18 protein-coding genes are annotated in these 14,456 nt (G+C 53.8%); all 18 read right to left on the bottom strand.

The genetic code is table 11. From position 1 onward, the window contains the following. Positions 1-2: 2 nt before the first annotated feature. Complete coding sequence (locus JD108_RS09890) at positions 3-632, bottom strand: flagellar biosynthetic protein FliO (RefSeq protein WP_228728368.1); 630 nt, start codon at positions 630-632, stop codon at positions 3-5. Between the two features lie 38 nt (positions 633-670). Beyond that, a complete protein-coding gene (locus tag JD108_RS09885) occupies positions 671-1,033 on the bottom strand; it encodes a response regulator (protein ID WP_122903382.1) in 363 nt (120 codons plus the stop codon). A 31-nt stretch (positions 1,034-1,064) separates the two neighbouring features. After that, the gene (gene fliY, locus JD108_RS09880) at positions 1,065-2,414 is read right to left on the bottom strand and encodes a flagellar motor switch phosphatase FliY (protein WP_198829647.1); all 1,350 of its coding nucleotides are present in this window, start codon (positions 2,412-2,414) and stop codon (positions 1,065-1,067) included. Beyond that, positions 2,407-3,402 (bottom strand): flagellar motor switch protein FliM, encoded by a 996-nt coding sequence (gene fliM / locus JD108_RS09875; RefSeq protein WP_198829646.1) that lies wholly within the window; start codon positions 3,400-3,402, stop codon positions 2,407-2,409. The genes fliY and fliM overlap by 8 nt, the downstream gene beginning before the upstream one ends. 39 nt (positions 3,403-3,441) lie before the next feature. Then, the gene (locus JD108_RS09870; protein ID WP_198829645.1) at positions 3,442-3,900 is read right to left on the bottom strand and encodes a flagellar basal body-associated FliL family protein; all 459 of its coding nucleotides are present in this window, start codon (positions 3,898-3,900) and stop codon (positions 3,442-3,444) included. 15 nt (positions 3,901-3,915) lie between these two features. Further along, positions 3,916-4,140: a flagellar FlbD family protein gene (locus tag JD108_RS09865; RefSeq protein WP_198829644.1), complete on the bottom strand. Its 225-nt coding sequence runs from the start codon at positions 4,138-4,140 to the stop codon at positions 3,916-3,918. 65 nt (positions 4,141-4,205) lie between these two features. Beyond that, positions 4,206-5,024: a flagellar basal body rod protein FlgG gene (gene flgG / locus JD108_RS09860; RefSeq protein WP_198829643.1), complete on the bottom strand. Its 819-nt coding sequence runs from the start codon at positions 5,022-5,024 to the stop codon at positions 4,206-4,208. A gap of 88 nt (positions 5,025-5,112) precedes the next feature. Next, positions 5,113-5,508 (bottom strand): TIGR02530 family flagellar biosynthesis protein, encoded by a 396-nt coding sequence (locus tag JD108_RS09855; protein WP_198829642.1) that lies wholly within the window; start codon positions 5,506-5,508, stop codon positions 5,113-5,115. A gap of 24 nt (positions 5,509-5,532) precedes the next feature. Next, positions 5,533-6,864 carry a flagellar hook-length control protein FliK gene (locus tag JD108_RS09850; protein WP_198829641.1) on the bottom strand — a complete coding sequence of 444 codons (1,332 nt, stop codon included), beginning with the start codon at positions 6,862-6,864 and terminating at the stop codon, positions 5,533-5,535. 71 nt (positions 6,865-6,935) lie between these two features. Further along, positions 6,936-7,835 (bottom strand): magnesium transporter MgtE N-terminal domain-containing protein, encoded by a 900-nt coding sequence (locus tag JD108_RS09845; protein WP_198829640.1) that lies wholly within the window; start codon positions 7,833-7,835, stop codon positions 6,936-6,938. 12 nt (positions 7,836-7,847) lie between these two features. Further along, positions 7,848-8,300: a flagellar export protein FliJ gene (gene fliJ / locus JD108_RS09840; RefSeq protein WP_198829639.1), complete on the bottom strand. Its 453-nt coding sequence runs from the start codon at positions 8,298-8,300 to the stop codon at positions 7,848-7,850. A 1-nt stretch (position 8,301) separates the two neighbouring features. Continuing rightward, positions 8,302-9,621 carry a flagellar protein export ATPase FliI gene (fliI, locus tag JD108_RS09835; protein ID WP_198829638.1) on the bottom strand — a complete coding sequence of 440 codons (1,320 nt, stop codon included), beginning with the start codon at positions 9,619-9,621 and terminating at the stop codon, positions 8,302-8,304. After that, complete coding sequence (gene fliH / locus JD108_RS09830) at positions 9,618-10,436, bottom strand: flagellar assembly protein FliH (protein ID WP_198829637.1); 819 nt, start codon at positions 10,434-10,436, stop codon at positions 9,618-9,620. Before fliH ends, fliI begins: the two co-directional genes overlap by 4 nt. Continuing rightward, complete coding sequence (gene fliG, locus JD108_RS09825) at positions 10,420-11,433, bottom strand: flagellar motor switch protein FliG (protein WP_198829636.1); 1,014 nt, start codon at positions 11,431-11,433, stop codon at positions 10,420-10,422. The genes fliH and fliG overlap by 17 nt, the downstream gene beginning before the upstream one ends. A 13-nt stretch (positions 11,434-11,446) precedes the next feature. Then, positions 11,447-13,027, bottom strand: a complete 1,581-nt coding sequence (fliF, locus tag JD108_RS09820; RefSeq protein ID WP_198829635.1) for a flagellar basal-body MS-ring/collar protein FliF — start codon at positions 13,025-13,027, stop codon at positions 11,447-11,449. A 30-nt stretch (positions 13,028-13,057) separates the two neighbouring features. Continuing rightward, entirely contained in the window at positions 13,058-13,357 is a 300-nt protein-coding gene (fliE, locus tag JD108_RS09815) for a flagellar hook-basal body complex protein FliE (protein WP_198829634.1), read from the bottom strand. Positions 13,358-13,375: 18 nt separating this feature from the next. Further along, positions 13,376-13,834, bottom strand: coding sequence for a flagellar basal body rod protein FlgC (gene flgC / locus JD108_RS09810; RefSeq protein ID WP_198829633.1), 459 nt, complete (start codon positions 13,832-13,834; stop codon positions 13,376-13,378). A 2-nt stretch (positions 13,835-13,836) separates the two neighbouring features. Further along, the gene (flgB, locus tag JD108_RS09805) at positions 13,837-14,247 is read right to left on the bottom strand and encodes a flagellar basal body rod protein FlgB (protein ID WP_198829632.1); all 411 of its coding nucleotides are present in this window, start codon (positions 14,245-14,247) and stop codon (positions 13,837-13,839) included. Positions 14,248-14,456: the final 209 nt, after the last annotated feature.

The following is a 14,456-nucleotide window of genomic DNA, read 5'->3' as shown; positions in this document are numbered from 1 at the left end:
CTTCAATCCCCTCTGTCCTTCCCTTGCTCATCCATCCAGCGGAGCGGCTGCTCCTGCTTTTTGGATACTTCTCCCCACTGACTGCGAAGCATCTCTTCAAACGTGCGGCCTGGTACCTCGGTGGGCTGAAAGAACTCTTCGTCCTTAGAGCGCTTTGCGCCAAACGGAAGCCATGATGGCCACGGCAGCGAGCTGCCGGTTTTCATCTCGATCTCGGCCAGAATCAGGTCTGCCTCTTCTCCTGCCGGGATATGCTGCAGAAGCTGGACATTATCACCGACTCCCAGCACGTACAGCGATTCGCCAATCATGACCACTTGCACTGATTTTCCATTCCCGAGCGGAGCCGCGCTGATCACTTTGATCGGCCCTTGGGCCATGCCTACTTGTCGTTTGGAGAGGAAGCGGAGCAATCCATAGATCAGCACCAGAATGATGGCAAGCGAAAAGATAACTTGAACCAGGTAGCCCCACATGCTGCCAGACTCGCTTCCTGGTATGGGTGCCGGCGCTTGTGAACCGGCGGACCCATCTGATGACAGCGTGCCTTTTTTCAGCGCATCCGCTACGGAACTGTCCTCGGCAAACACCTGGACCGGAAGGGAAGCGACAAGCAGCAGCAGGCAGCACATCCAGATGAGCCGCCCCCTCGTATTCCGGAGTTTCTCCATTAGCTCAATGTTTTTTTGATCGCTTCCAACACGCGATCCGCCTGGAACGGCTTGACGATAAAATCTTTGGCTCCCGCCTGAATGGCGTCAATCACCATCGCTTGCTGCCCCATCGCGGAGCACATGATGACGCGAGCATTTGGATCCAGTTTCTTGATTTCTTTCAGAGCCGTGATCCCATCCATCTCCGGCATGGTGATATCCATGGTAACAAGGTCTGGTCCGAGTTCTTTGTACTTCTCGACAGCCTGTGCCCCGTCACTCGCTTCTCCGACGACACTGTAGCCGTTTTTGGACAGAATTTCCTTGATCATCATGCGCATGAATGCGGCGTCATCTACGATGAGAACTTTGTTAGACATGGATTAGCTCCTCCTCATTTTTCCCTTGAAATTATTGCAGTTTGGATACACGGTCAATCGGACTGATGATATCCACCACGCGAACGCCGAAGTTTTCATCGATGACCACGACTTCGCCTTTTGCGATCAATTTGTTGTTTACCAGAATATCCACGTGCTCCCCGGCCAGCTTGTCCAACTGAATGATCGAGCCCGCCGACAAGTCGAGAATGTCTTTAATCAGCTTCTTCGTGCGTCCCAGCTCGACTGTTACCTGCAGGGGAATATCCAGCAGCAGATTGAGATTCTGTTCGTCTGGCGCTGCCATCATGCCGCCGGCAAAGGGTGAAAATTGCGCCGCCTTTACATTGGCTACGTTCATCGGTTGCCCGCCAAAATGCTGCGGCGTTGGAGGCGCCGGAGGCTGTGCATACGGCGGCGGATACGGTGCTGCGTATGCTGGCGGATACGGATAGTGGCCATATGGCTCCTGATACATCGGAGGTGCCGGATACCCCATCGGCGGTGCGTAGCCCGGCGGAGGTGCTGCCGGTTGTCCGGCGGGAGGCACTTCAGGAGCGGCCGATGGCGCTGCAGCCGGAGCGGGTGGTGCGGCTGGCGCGGACTGCTGAACCGGACTTGGACTCGCTGCGGCCGATGGCGGCATCTCCAAAGCGGGACTTGCTTCTGCTGCTCCCATATCGGCCGCGCCTGTCAGACGATTGATCATGTCTTTGGCAAAAGAGAGCGGCAAGAGCTGCATGATGTTGGAGTCGATCAGCTCGCCGTGTTCGCCTACCTTCAGACGGAACGAGACTTTTACCAGATGGTTGTCTTCCTCCGAAAAGCTGTCCACACCCTTGCCTTGGGCCAGATCCATCACGTCAATGCCCGGCGGAGAGATGTTTACCATTTGATTAAAGATCGTCGACATCGAGGTCGCGGCGGATCCCATCATCTGATTCATCGCTTCCTGCACAGCGCTGATGTGCATCTCCGACATTTCCGTACTGCTCGGACGGCCATCGCCGCCCATCATCAGGTCAGCCACGACGGCCGCATCTTCCATCCGGACGACGAGCAGATTAACCCCTTTGAAGCCGTCGGTGTATTCGACATGGACCGCCACATGCGGCAACGGGAACTCTTGATCCAATTCGCTGACCTGGATCATGGACACGGTAGGCGTGGTGATGTCTACCTTCTGGTTAAGCAATGTGGATAACGCCGTCGCTGCACTGCCGAAGGATATGTTTCCGATCTCCCCCAAAGCGTCCTGTTCAAATGCCGACAAGTAGTCGGAGACATCCGGCACGCTCTGTTCCTCCGCCTCTTCTTCAACCAGATTGTTTGCACGAAGCAGCGCGTCAATCTCATCTTGAGAAAGCATATCTCTACTCATCGTTTTCCTCCCCTTCCTCAAGGACTTCGTCGATCTGCACCGCAACACGTCCTTTTTGCGTGCCGGGCTGTCCCAGGAACTTCACTTGATCGCCTACTCGAATCTTCAATTTGTTCTCCACGAGATGATCCAGCTGAATGACATCTCCCGGCTGAAGCTGCAAGAAATCTCCCACGGTAATGGAGGCTGTACCCAGCTCCGCGATGATCGACAGGCTCGCCGATTTTACCCGTTCCTCCACCCGGAGACGTTCTTCCTCATCCCGCGTTTTTTTCTGTTTGGAAAACCAGTACTGTCCGGACAGCTTCGACATGATTGGCTCCAGAACCACATGAGGCAAGCACAGGTTAATCATCCCGGTGGTATCGCCAATCTTCGTACTAAACGAGATAACCGCCACGATTTCGTTTGGCGAGACGATCTGCATGAACTGCGGATTCATCTCCAGCCCTTCCATGTACGGATCCAGCTCGATGATTTGCTTCCATGCCTCGTGGAACGTATCGAGGGCTTTGCCAAAGATCCGCTCCATCACGGTTGTCTCAATCTCGGTCAGCGCCCCCATCTTGTCGAGAATCACGCCCTGTCCCCCGAGAAGCCGGTCCAGCATCGTGTAGGCGATGTTGGGATTGACCTCCAACACCATTCGACCTTCCAGCGGCGGCGCTTCGAAGATGTTGAGAATGGTCATTTTCGGAATGGAGCGAATAAATTCGTCGTACGGCAATTGGTCGACGGAGGCAACTGTTATTTGCACGAAGGTACGAAGCTGAGCTGAAAAATAGGTGGTTAACAACCTTGCGTAGTTTTCGTGAATGCGCGTCAATCCCCGAATCTGATCCTTGGAAAATCGCAGTGCCCGCTTAAAGTCGTATACTTTAACCCGTCTTTCCGTTTCTTCCTTTTTCAGCTCGTTGGCATCCATCTCTCCCGAGGAGAGGGCTGCCAACAGCGCGTCAATCTCACTTTGTGAGAGAACCTCGGCCATCTGTCGTCACCTCCTTGCTATGTATACTTTTCGGATTATTTAGGACAATAGCTGTTTCGTCGTAATGACTTGGATAATTTTGCCTTCCTGCATCAGCGTGCTGATTTCATTCATGATCTTCGCTTCCAGCTTGTTGATCCCTTCGGTCCCCTTGATGTCATCCGGCTCCAGTCCGGCCAGGGTCTTGATGATGATCTGGTTGACCTGCGGCAGCCGCTGCTCCAGCTCTTCCTTGGAACCCTTGCTGTCTGCGGTAATCGTAAAGCGGACGATGATGTAGTTTTTGGTAAGCAGGTTCGTCGTGATCTCTCCCGTGTCAACCGAATACTCTTGCATCTCCTTGGCCGAAAGCGTCTTGACTTCGGTAGCCTCCTCTTTGCTTGCTGTCTGAGCAGCCGGGGAGAGATAGGTTTGCCAGAGCACAAACGAGATGACTCCCAGAAGCGATATCGCGATAATGATAATTAGGGCCATGTTGAACAATCGATTTTGAAACATTGCTTGTGCCTCCCGCTATTCAATGGAATCGTCATCCGGCATGCGCGGCGGCGTATATGCCGGAAACGCTTGCTGGTAGAACTGCAGGATCCGTGCTATCACTTCCTCTGCCGTTTCCCTCACAATGTGCTTCTTCCCCGTAAGCAAGGTGATAACCGTATCCGGAGTGGACTCTACCGTCTCGATATGCGTCGCGTTCAAATAAAACTGGGCGCCGTTAAATCGGGTTAATTGGATCATCTGCCGCTCCTTTCGGGTCGCAGGGGGAGGAAGCACAAGGCTTCACCCCCCGATTCCCCTAATCATTAACGTTTCAGGTTGACCAACTCTTCCAGAACGGAATCAGAAGTCGTGATAATCCGCGAGTTCGCTTGGAAGCCGCGCTGCGCGACGATCATTTCCGTAAACTCCTCGGACAGATCGACGTTGGACATCTCCAGTTGTCCGGAGATAATGCTGACGCCCGCTGTCGTCGCGTCAATCGGCGTATCCGGCGCATCGTCGAACGCTCCGGCGTTCAGCGTGTATTCATAGAGGGAGTTCCCAATCTTCTTCAGTCCGCCTGGGTTGTTAAACATCATGACCCCGATGGTGAAAGGAGTATCCAGCGCACCTGTATCATCCACAGTCGTAATGACGCCGTCTTTCCCGATCGAATAGGATGCGTAGGTATCCAATGGAATCTGGATCGTCCCGCCGCCGCTGTCCACCAGCTTCATGCCCTGCGGGTTTACCAGAAAGCCCTGGGAGTCCCGGGTAAAATTGCCGGCCCGTGTGTAATAGAAGGTCGTGCCATCGTCAGGGGTTACCATGAAAAAGCCATCGCCCTCAATGGACAGGTCCGTAGGCAGGTTCGTCGTCATCGGGCTTCCGGCCGAAAATACCGTGTCAATCGAAGCCATTTGCGTACCAAGTCCTACCTGCATCGGGTTGACACCGCCTCTGCCCCCGCCGTCATCGGGTCCCGTAGCGCCGGCGATATTCTGGCTGAGAATGTCCTGGAACATTACTCGGCCTTTCTTAAACCCAACCGTGTTGACGTTGGCAATGTTGTTTCCGATCACATCCAGCTTGGTCTGGAAACCGCGCAAGCCAGAAATTCCAGAATACATGGAACGAAGCATATCCGATTCCTCCTCGATAAGTGTCTGTTGCTGACTGCTTCAGTCGGTCGGCAGCCAATGAGGCCCCCTCCGAAGAGGTCCAGCCTTGTTATACAAAAACAGCACTGTCAATATTGGTAAAAACATTGTCTCTCATTCGTTTGTCATCGACGGCAGTTATGACCTTTTGATTCTGGATGCTGACGACGTACGCCACATTATCCATCATGATCAGCGACTCCCTCGCCCCTTTGTCAGCAGCTTTTTTGAGGCCGCTTGCCAAACGGTCGAGCTTGGACTCATCCAGCGTGATGCCCGACTCCTGCAGCCGGTTCAACGCGTGCTGGCTGAATGTAAGTGTCCGGTTACCCCTGGTTTGTTCAATTGAGTCAGCCAGGTAATCGCGAAAAGCTTTGCCGCTAGGCGCCGTGCTGCCCGGCCGCAGGGGAGCCGTTTGACTCGGTTTGACAGGAAAGTAGGTCTGCCCGATGTGAAACGTCTTCATGGCGTCTCCTCCTTGCCACGAACCCTAACGGGACCGCCCGATTCTGCTGATCGCCTCTTCGCTCTTGCTCAAGAGGTCTTCCAGGGAAAACTCCGTTTCATCCTGCGTTTGCTTTTGTCGATTCTCGTTTTCCTGCTGCTGTTGCTGGCGTTCGCGCTGCTGCTGCTGGAAGGACAAGGCCGATTGTTGCGGCTGCTGGTTCACTTCCAGGCGATCCACCTGCAAGCCCTGCTGGGTCAAAGCTGCTCGCAATTGGGAGAGCTGGTTGTCGAGCAGTTCTTTTCCGGCAGCTGTTTCCGCATGGAATTGCGCCGTAATCATCCCGTTATGCGAAGTGATCTTGACGTCTACCTGGCCCAGGGATTGCGGGTACAGGATCAATCTGGCCTCGTGCACGCCATTTACTTCGGTGAGCTTCATCTGCTTCACGAACAATTGCGTGACCTGCTGGCTGAACTGATGGGCTTGCACCGGATGCGCGGCAAGCGGTCCAGTCGTTCTGGTCGCTGCACCCTCGAACCATGCAGGCTGTCCGATCTGCCCAGGCAAGATATTGGCATCAGGCTCCGATCCAGACAAATCGACGGACGGTGCTGCTGCTGCCGGCATCGTGAGTTTGGACTGCAGGCCGGCTTCTGCCTGATAGCTCGCCAGTGCCTGAGTGAAACGCATCGGTTGAAGCGTTTGCTGCAGATTAGTCCGCTGCGTCTGCTGGAGAAGTGCGGATTGCTTGTTGGCATCGGCATTCTCCTGGCTGGCTTGGAGAAGCGTGGCAAACGGCTTCTTCTGCTCTGCCTGCCCTTTTTCTACGCGGGGCAGCTGAATCCCCAACTGCTGAAGGATTTCCTCGGCTTGCATGCCCGGCTTCGCCAATAGGTTCTGTCCCATTTGCTGCTGATTCGCCTGGGAGAGCGCGGTCAGAAAGGCCGCCAACTTTTCTCCTGTTGCCTGCGGGATTCCCCGCTGAGTGAACGCAGCAAGCAGGTTATCCGCTTGATCTCCGGTAACAGGCTGGGGCTGGGGCAGCTTGGACAACAGCTCCGGGAGCCGATCCGCTTTCTCCGTCAGCTGGGCCGCGGCTTCTTGCTGTTCTTGGGGAGTCAGGCTGAGAAACTGTTGGAGCAGGAGCAGCCATTCCGACATTTCCGCCATATCCTCGCCAATCAGCTCTCCGCCGCTGGCAAGCCCGTTCACCTCATCGGCAGCCTGCATGTTATCCAGGACCGCCGTCATTTGCATGGCGAACAGATTGCCGAGCGAGCCGTACGCTTGCTCTCCTGCGGTTCCAACGGCATTCAGCGCGCCTGCTGCCGGAGCCACGGGACCAACCGGAGGGGTCAGATTCGCTACATTCATCTCATACACCTCCTCTTTTTATTTTGTTGCTTATAGGAACGACAGGCGTTGGAAGGGTTTCCTCCCGCCGCTTATCGAAGCAACTCGCTGGTAATCTTCGCCGCGACATTCTCTTTCTTCTCGGTGTCTTCTTTCACGACGGCTGCCAGGATCGATGCCCGCTTGTCATCGGACATGCCGGCCAGAATCGAGATGGCCCGGTTTTGATTCGTGCCCATCAGAGAGCGAATGATCGCTGCGGCATCCTCGGCAGGCATTTGGGAAAAAGTATTGATCAGCGCATCGATGTTGGACGAATCCTTGCGCGTCTCGCTCAGGGCTTTAGTCAGCACCTGCACCCGCTCTTGCAGGGCAGCAATGTCATCATCCTTGTTTACGACCGAATCTTTCAACAGAATGGAGATGTCTGCCGCTTTTTTCGGGTCCATTTTGGCCAAAATGCCTGCCTGCTGATCGGCTTTCATCTTTTTCAGGACGGTGACGGCTTCTTCCAGGCTTAAATTTTCGACGATGGCCGCCGCGTTTTTCGGAGACATCGTGGAATAAAGTTTTGCCAATTCCTGGTATTGCTTCTGCCGCTCTTCCTCTGTGGTACGCTTGTCCTCGATCAGCTTTTGCAGATCGCTCACCTGTTTCTCCAGCGCCTGGATGGCGGAGTCTTTCTTTTCCGCTTCCTGCGTCAAGCTGGCGATGGTTTGCTGGTTTTTGGTCTGCTCTTCCTGCAAGCCTTGCAGCTGCTTTTCCGTATTTGCCTCTTTGTCTTCGCCACTGCTTGCCGCATAATCATCGGGAATCAATTTTTCCACGTAGGGGACGGTGTTTGCCCAACCAAGCACATGTCCCAAGACATTGACACCCAGAAAGCTGAGAAAGACTCCCCCAAGGAGCGTGGCAAACAGAGCAGGGATGATAATCATATAAAAGAGCCATTCCCACCTGCTGTATTCCCGTTCTTCTTGGATTTCTTCCATAGTGAACCTCCATCAGTTGCTTTTGCGAAGATAGAGCTGTGTGCCAATCTCGTCCATCTCTTTTTGTTCCCGCTGTTTCAGCGCTTCAAGATACTGTCCTTGCGCCTTGTCGCGCAGCTTTTGCCAGAGCTGTGTCTCTTTCATCTGTTCGGTCAAGCGGCGCTGACACCGCTCCACCTCTTGCTCGCAACCGTAAAGCGTTGCCTTTTGCCGTGAAATGGAGCGATCGACCGATTCCCGGTAGCGGGCGATCTCCATGAGCCTAGAGATGCTGACCGTTTGGGATTGGCTCTGAGCCGAGTGGAGCATTCCGGTCGCTTGCTCCCGAAGGCCTTCCAGTTTGCCCAGCTTCCACTCTTCTTCGTTTTTACGCTGAACCGATTTGCCGAAAGCCCATTCCGCCTGTTCCTTCTCTTTTTCCTTCACGTCCAATACCTTCTGGAGATGAAACTGGAATACTTTCAATCTAGTTCACTCCCCCAAAATGAGTGATCAGCGCTTTGATCGTGTTATGGAGATCAGATGGCTCGTGGGTGCCCTGCGCGGTAAAATCGCGAATGACGTCCCGGTAGCGGATCGCCAGGTCGATATCCCGGTTGCTGCCCGCTTTGTAAGCTCCGATGTTGATCAAATCTTCCGCTTCTTTGTGGATGGCCAGATGTTTTTTGAGCTGACGCGCCGCTTCCAGATGCTCGCTGGTACAAATCTCATTCATGACGCGGCTCACGCTGGCCATGACGTCGATTGCCGGAAAATGCCCTTTGTGGGCTATTTTTCTGTCCAGCACGATGTGTCCGTCCAGGATTCCGCGCACCGCGTCGGCGATCGGATCATTCATGTCGTCCGAGTCTACCAGCACGGTGTAAAAAGCGGTGATGCTCCCTTTGTCTGCTGTTCCGGCACGCTCCAACAGCTTTGGCAACAGAGCAAAGACAGAAGGGGTATACCCTCGTGTCGCGGGCGGCTCCCCGATCGCCAGGCCGATTTCCCGCTGGGCCATGGCGAAGCGTGTCACCGAGTCCATCATCAGCATGACATTCAGCCCGCGATCGCGGAAATACTCTGCGATGGAGGTAGCGATCATCGCACCTTTGATGCGGATCATCGCCGGTTGATCGGAGGTGGCCACGACGACGACGGACCTCTTCAGTCCCTCTTCCCCCAAATCACGCTCGATAAACTCCATGACCTCGCGTCCACGCTCGCCGATCAAGCCGATGACGTTGATGTCTGCCGTCGTATTGCGCGCGATCATGCCCATCAGCGTGCTCTTGCCGACGCCGGAGCCTGCGAATATCCCGACGCGCTGTCCTTTGCCCACAGTCAGCAGTCCGTCAATGGCCCTGACCCCCACGCTGAGCGGCTCCTGAATCCGGGGCCGAAGCAGCGGATTGGGCGGCATGTTATTGGTCGGGTAGGAGGCCAGACCCACCGGCAGCTGCCCTTGTAGCGGCCGGCCAAGCCCGTCCAGGATGCGTCCCAGAATCTCCGGCCCCACTTTTACGTGGAGGGAGCGTCCCGTGGCGACCACATCGCTTCCCGGACCGATTGCCGTCAGTTCACCGAGCGGCATCAGCAGCACCTTGTTTTCACGGAAGCCGACCACTTCTGCCGCGATTGGCTCCTGGCTCTGACTGGCGTAGATATGGCAAATTTCTCCCAGCTTTACCTCCGGCCCTTGGGACTCGATGGTCAGTCCCACCACCTGAGTGACCTTGCCGTTGACGCGGACGGGATCGATGTTTTGCAGGACGTGTCTGTACTTTCCCAGATCGAGCACCGTCATGCTTCCTCACTTCCCTTGGCGAGATCAAGCAGCGCTTGGCGAATTTCCGTGAGCTGGGTATCGATCCGCGCGTCCACACTGCCCAGCGGCGTTCGGATGACACAGCCGCCTTCATCCACAGTATGATCGGGGTAGATCTGCAGCTCAGCCTGTCCGTCGAGAATGGCGAGCAGCTGCTCCCTGTGCTCCTGGATGAACGGGAAGTGGCGCTGGTGCACGCAGACCGTGATCTCTCCATGTACGCGTGAACGCTTCAGCGTGCTTTTGACGATGTCGAGAACGCGTTCGGGGGAGGTTTGCAGATCCTGCCCGATGATTTTTCTTGCTATTTCAATGCTCAGCTCTACCAAAAACGGCTCGGCTTCCGCGATGATTCTACCTTTTTCCTGAAAGGCGAACTGGAGAAGGCTGCGTGCTTCTTCCACCTGATTTCGCACTTCTTCCCAGGCCTCTTGCCTTCCGTCCTGATGACCGGCCTTATAGCCTTGTTCTCTCGCTTCTTCCTCTGTCTGGGAAAAGAGAACGGCTGCCTCATTTCTTTTGTTCTCCCACCATTCTTCCATTTCAGCCTGGGCATCCCGCTTTATTTTTTCCGCCTGCTCTCTGGCTTCCAGAAGCAGTCCCTGCGCGGTTTCTTCGGCATCCTGGAGAATGATTTGCGCTTCTTCTTCCGCATTTTTTACATTTTCCAGATTTTCTTGCAACCTTTCCGCAGTCTCTACCGTCTGTAAAATCGGAGACTTCACGGAGAGGAGAAATGCCTCTTCCGAAGTTTGGTAATGAGACAGCTTGAAAATCCTAGACAATGATATCATCTCCTCCGCCGCGGGCGATGATGATCTCACCTGCTTCTTCTAGGCGGCGAATGATCGCGACAATACGGGACTGCGCTTCCTCGACATCACGCAGACGGACAGGCCCCATAAACTCCATTTCTTCCTTGAACGTATCCGCCATTCGTTTGGACATGTTGCGGAAGATAACTTCTCGCACTTCTTCGCTGGCCACTTTAAGCGCAAGCTGTAGGTCTGCATTCTCCACGTCGCGGATGACCCGTTGTATCGACCGGTTGTCGAGCGTCGCAATATCTTCGAAGACAAACATACGCTTCTTGATTTCTTCTGCCAATTCCGGGTCTTGAATTTCCAATGAATCCAAAATCGTGCGCTCCGTACCGCGGTCGACCCCGTTGAGCACGGCCACAATCGCTTCGATCCCGCCGGCCTGCGTGTAATCCTGCGTAACGGTGGCAGACAGCTTTTGCTCCAGCACCTGCTCTACCTGCGTAATGACCTCCGGCGATGTGCTGTCCATCAAGGCGATCCGTTTGGCCACTTCCGCCTGACGGTCCTGTGGAAGCGCCGAGAGAATCATCGCTGCTTGCTGCGGCTCCAGATACGAGAGTACGAGCGCGATGGTCTGCGGATGCTCGTTTTGGATGAAGTTGAGAATCTGACCGGGATCCGCTTTCCGGGCGAAGTCAAATGGACGAACCTGCAGATTGGCGGTGAGGCGATTGATAATATCCATCGCTTTGGTTTCACCCAGCGCCTTTTGCAGAATTTCCTTGGCGTAGGTAATCCCGCCCTGTGCGATAACTTCCTGGGCTACCGCGATTTGATGAAATTCAGACAGGATTTTGTCTTTTTCGTCGGTGTCTACCTTTCGTACGTTGGCGATCTCCAACGTAAGCTGCTCAATCTCATCCTCCCGCAGATGCTTGAACACCTGGGCGGAGACCTCCGGCCCGAGAGAGATGAGCAGGATCGCAGCCTTCTGTCTTCCGGACAATTCTTTTGCGCCGCGAGCCATTCCCTTTCACTCCTTAATCTTCAGCTAACCATGTACGAAGCAATACGACGAATTCGTCCGGCTTGCTGCGCGCCAATTTTTCCAGTTGTTTTCGCACCACTGTCTGATCGCTGTCCTCTTGGTAAGCCAAATCTGGTATTTCCATCGGTTGCATCGGCAGTGCATCTTCCAGCTCTTCCACCTGCTGTTTGGCCTGGTTGCGTCGGCGGTAGATGAGATACGCCACAGCACCGAGGGCCAGGAGAGCAACCGCACCTGTGCCATAGAGCAGCGCCGGAGAGAGGAAGCCGGTATTTTCAACCGTGACTTTGCCGGAGAACGGACGAGGCAGAACGGAAATATGCTTGTCCAATTCTTCCTGTGTCAGTTCGATGCCCTTGTCGCTCAACGTGACGCGAACGACATTACGGAGAACCTGCCTGATCCCTTCGATCGTCTGTTCGTCGAGCTGTCCCCCCTCAGGAGGTTCGACGCCGACGTTGATCGTGATGTCATCGATCTTGTAGGGACTCATCGAAATATTTCGCGTGATCCGGTTTACTTCCCGGTTGATCGTGTCGTTCAGTTCTTCGTACTGACTGTTGCTGCCCTGCGGCGTGCTGCCGGGATAGCCAGGTGTGTCATTGGCTCCGGTTCCCGCAATCCCGCCTGGAGGGGCACCTTGTCCACTAAATGTTTTGGATAGTCTTTGCGAAGAAATAATAAGACCTTCGTTATTTTCCTTGTCAGGAGCTTCTACCAAATTTTCAACACGGTTTTCCTTGTCGAAATTCATGGAAATAAAAGTATGAACAATGACCTTGTCCCTGCCCATGATGGTGCCGAGCAGCGTATACAGATTTTGCTGAATTTTTTTCTCTACGTCTGCCTTGATCCGCTCTTGCTGCTCATACGCTGTCAGATTGCCCTCGGTCTCATTCCCGTCTGTCCGATCCAGCAGATTGGAGTACTGATCGGAGATGGTGATGTTTTCCGGCGACAGCTTTGGCACACTGCGCGAGACCAGCAGGTATAAGGAATTGATCTGTTTTTGGTCCAGTCTGGTTCCCGGTTCTACATCGACGATGACGGAAGCGGTCGCCTCTTCAGGCGTCTCTGTGACCCAGACGCTTTCCTGGGGAAGCGTGATCATAACCTGCGCACTGCGCACACCCTTTACCCGCTCCAGCATTTTGCGGAGCTCCTGCTGCAGGGCTTCCTTTTTCATCACGTCGAACTGTCTGTCCGTTACTCCCAAGGTATTGGAAAAGATCTCTGCGTTAATTCCTGCCTGACTGGGTATGCCCTGGGCTGCCAAATCGACGATGACATCCTGCGCAACCTTTTCCGGGACTTCGATGCTCGTTCCGTTGTCCGTGATGCGATAGGGAATTTTCTGTCCGTCCAGCTCCTGCTTGATGATTCCGATTTCCTGTTCACTTAAGCGTTGGTTGTACAAAGGCTTGTACACGGGCTGTGATGCGATAAATATGTATAGGCCAAGTGAAAGCAAGAGAAAGAGTGCGATGCCGGAAATCATCCATTTCTGTTTGTTAGGCAGCTGGTTCCATTTCGCCAAAGCTTGTTCTTTATATACTGCTAGACGCTCGTTCATGGTTCACCTCACCAATGATACCGCCAAACATTAAAGTGGCATTCGCATGATTTCCTGATAGGATTCGATCACCTTGTTGCGAACTTGCATGGTCAATTGCAGCATGACGCTGGATTTCTGTCCAGCAATCGTCACCTGATGGATGTCTTGAATCTGTCCGGCTGCAAACTTGGCCGTCAGGTCAGCGGACTCCAGCTGAGCCTGATTTACCTGGGTCATTGCATCGGACAGAAAAGAGGAAAACGATTTGCTCACCTCATCCACCGAATAGGTTTTGGGCTGGATTTGCGGCTGCACTCCGCCAATCCGGGAAAGCGCGTTTATGTCCATGGTTTACGTCTCCTCTCCCTACTTGATCTCAAGTGCTTTCATCATCATGCTCTTGGCGCCGTTCAGAATCGTCACGTTTGCCTCATAAGCCCTCGAAGCGGAAATCATGTCCACCATTTCCTTCATGATGTCCACATTCGGCATCAGGACGTAGCCGTCGGCATCCGCATCCGGATGTGTCGGGTCATACAGGCGTTTGAACGGCGTGTTGTCTTCGCGGATGGCGGTGACTCTCACGCCTTGTTCCGGTTTCCCTCCAATCATGCCGATCGCTCCCTGCAAGATGCTGTCAAAGGATTGGCTCGGTGCTTTGGGAGACAGCTCGACCATTTTTCGCTTGTAGGGCTGCCACACCCCGTTTACCTGTGTCGCCCGGGTCGTATTTGCATTGGCCACGTTTGCTGCAATCGTGTCGAGTCGCAGCCGGTTTGCAGTCAAAGCGGATGCGCTCGTATCAAGCCCTTGAAACATACTCATGCTTACTTCCCTCCGCCTTCAATTACGCTGCGCAATTTTTGGAAATACCCCGCTGTCATCTGCGTCAAGCCGTTGTACCAAATTTGGTTTTTGGCGTACTCATTCATTTCGAATTCCAGGTCTACATCATTGCCGTTGTTTTGAACTATGTTGTTGGGATTGGACATGACCATAGGCATGGCCTTTCCGCCGCTGCCAGCAAACGGAATATGCCTGCGGTCAGTCCGATAGGCTTCCAAATTTTGTCTGGATGTCCCTGTCAGTTCTTGTCGCAGTAGGTCTTCAAACACAACTTGTTTGCTTTTGAACTGAGGGGTGTCAATGTTTGCGACGTTGTTGGCGATCGTTCTTTGTCGAAGAGTGGCAGCGTCCAAAGAACGCTCCAATATCCCCAAATTTTTGTTTACCAGCATGCTTTCAACTCCCCCCATTCCACAACTTCTCTTTATTTCCACAAAACTCCCGGTAATTCCTTCTAATTCGACATCGAATACGACTCCATCATAGCAAAACTGGTATGACGAAAAAAGCCCTATTCGCATAAGATTTGGCAAAATGATTCAATGGGACTAAATCCCTGATGTTACCTAATCCTGTCAGTAGAATGGAATTTTTGTTCAAA

Source organism: Brevibacillus composti (genome assembly GCF_016406105.1).
Classification (GTDB): domain Bacteria; phylum Bacillota; class Bacilli; order Brevibacillales; family Brevibacillaceae; genus Brevibacillus; species Brevibacillus composti.
Note: the sequence above shows the minus strand (reverse complement) of the source record. Positions and strands in the feature narration are given on the sequence as shown.

What these genes read in the sequence shown, in the direction of transcription:
- fliF (WP_198829635.1), bottom strand. Translation starts at nt 13,027, where the DNA reads ATGAACGAGCGTCTAGCAGTATATAAAGAACAAGCTTTGGCGAAATGG.
- JD108_RS09850 (WP_198829641.1), bottom strand. Translation starts at nt 6,864, where the DNA reads ATGAATGTAGCGAATCTGACCCCTCCGGTTGGTCCCGTGGCTCCGGCA.
- JD108_RS09885 (WP_122903382.1), bottom strand. Translation starts at nt 1,033, where the DNA reads ATGTCTAACAAAGTTCTCATCGTAGATGACGCCGCATTCATGCGCATG.
- fliH (WP_198829637.1), bottom strand. Translation starts at nt 10,436, where the DNA reads ATGATATCATTGTCTAGGATTTTCAAGCTGTCTCATTACCAAACTTCG.
- JD108_RS09845 (WP_198829640.1), bottom strand. Translation starts at nt 7,835, where the DNA reads ATGGAAGAAATCCAAGAAGAACGGGAATACAGCAGGTGGGAATGGCTC.
- flgC (WP_198829633.1), bottom strand. Translation starts at nt 13,834, where the DNA reads ATGAGTATGTTTCAAGGGCTTGATACGAGCGCATCCGCTTTGACTGCA.
- fliM (WP_198829646.1), bottom strand. Translation starts at nt 3,402, where the DNA reads ATGGCCGAGGTTCTCTCACAAAGTGAGATTGACGCGCTGTTGGCAGCC.
- fliG (WP_198829636.1), bottom strand. Translation starts at nt 11,433, where the DNA reads ATGGCTCGCGGCGCAAAAGAATTGTCCGGAAGACAGAAGGCTGCGATC.
- JD108_RS09870 (WP_198829645.1), bottom strand. Translation starts at nt 3,900, where the DNA reads ATGTTTCAAAATCGATTGTTCAACATGGCCCTAATTATCATTATCGCG.
- JD108_RS09890 (WP_228728368.1), bottom strand. Translation starts at nt 632, where the DNA reads ATGTGCTGCCTGCTGCTGCTTGTCGCTTCCCTTCCGGTCCAGGTGTTT.
- flgB (WP_198829632.1), bottom strand. Translation starts at nt 14,247, where the DNA reads ATGCTGGTAAACAAAAATTTGGGGATATTGGAGCGTTCTTTGGACGCT.
- fliE (WP_198829634.1), bottom strand. Translation starts at nt 13,357, where the DNA reads ATGGACATAAACGCGCTTTCCCGGATTGGCGGAGTGCAGCCGCAAATC.
- flgG (WP_198829643.1), bottom strand. Translation starts at nt 5,024, where the DNA reads ATGCTTCGTTCCATGTATTCTGGAATTTCTGGCTTGCGCGGTTTCCAG.
- JD108_RS09855 (WP_198829642.1), bottom strand. Translation starts at nt 5,508, where the DNA reads ATGAAGACGTTTCACATCGGGCAGACCTACTTTCCTGTCAAACCGAGT.
- JD108_RS09865 (WP_198829644.1), bottom strand. Translation starts at nt 4,140, where the DNA reads ATGATCCAATTAACCCGATTTAACGGCGCCCAGTTTTATTTGAACGCG.
- fliI (WP_198829638.1), bottom strand. Translation starts at nt 9,621, where the DNA reads ATGACGGTGCTCGATCTGGGAAAGTACAGACACGTCCTGCAAAACATC.
- fliY (WP_198829647.1), bottom strand. Translation starts at nt 2,414, where the DNA reads ATGAGTAGAGATATGCTTTCTCAAGATGAGATTGACGCGCTGCTTCGT.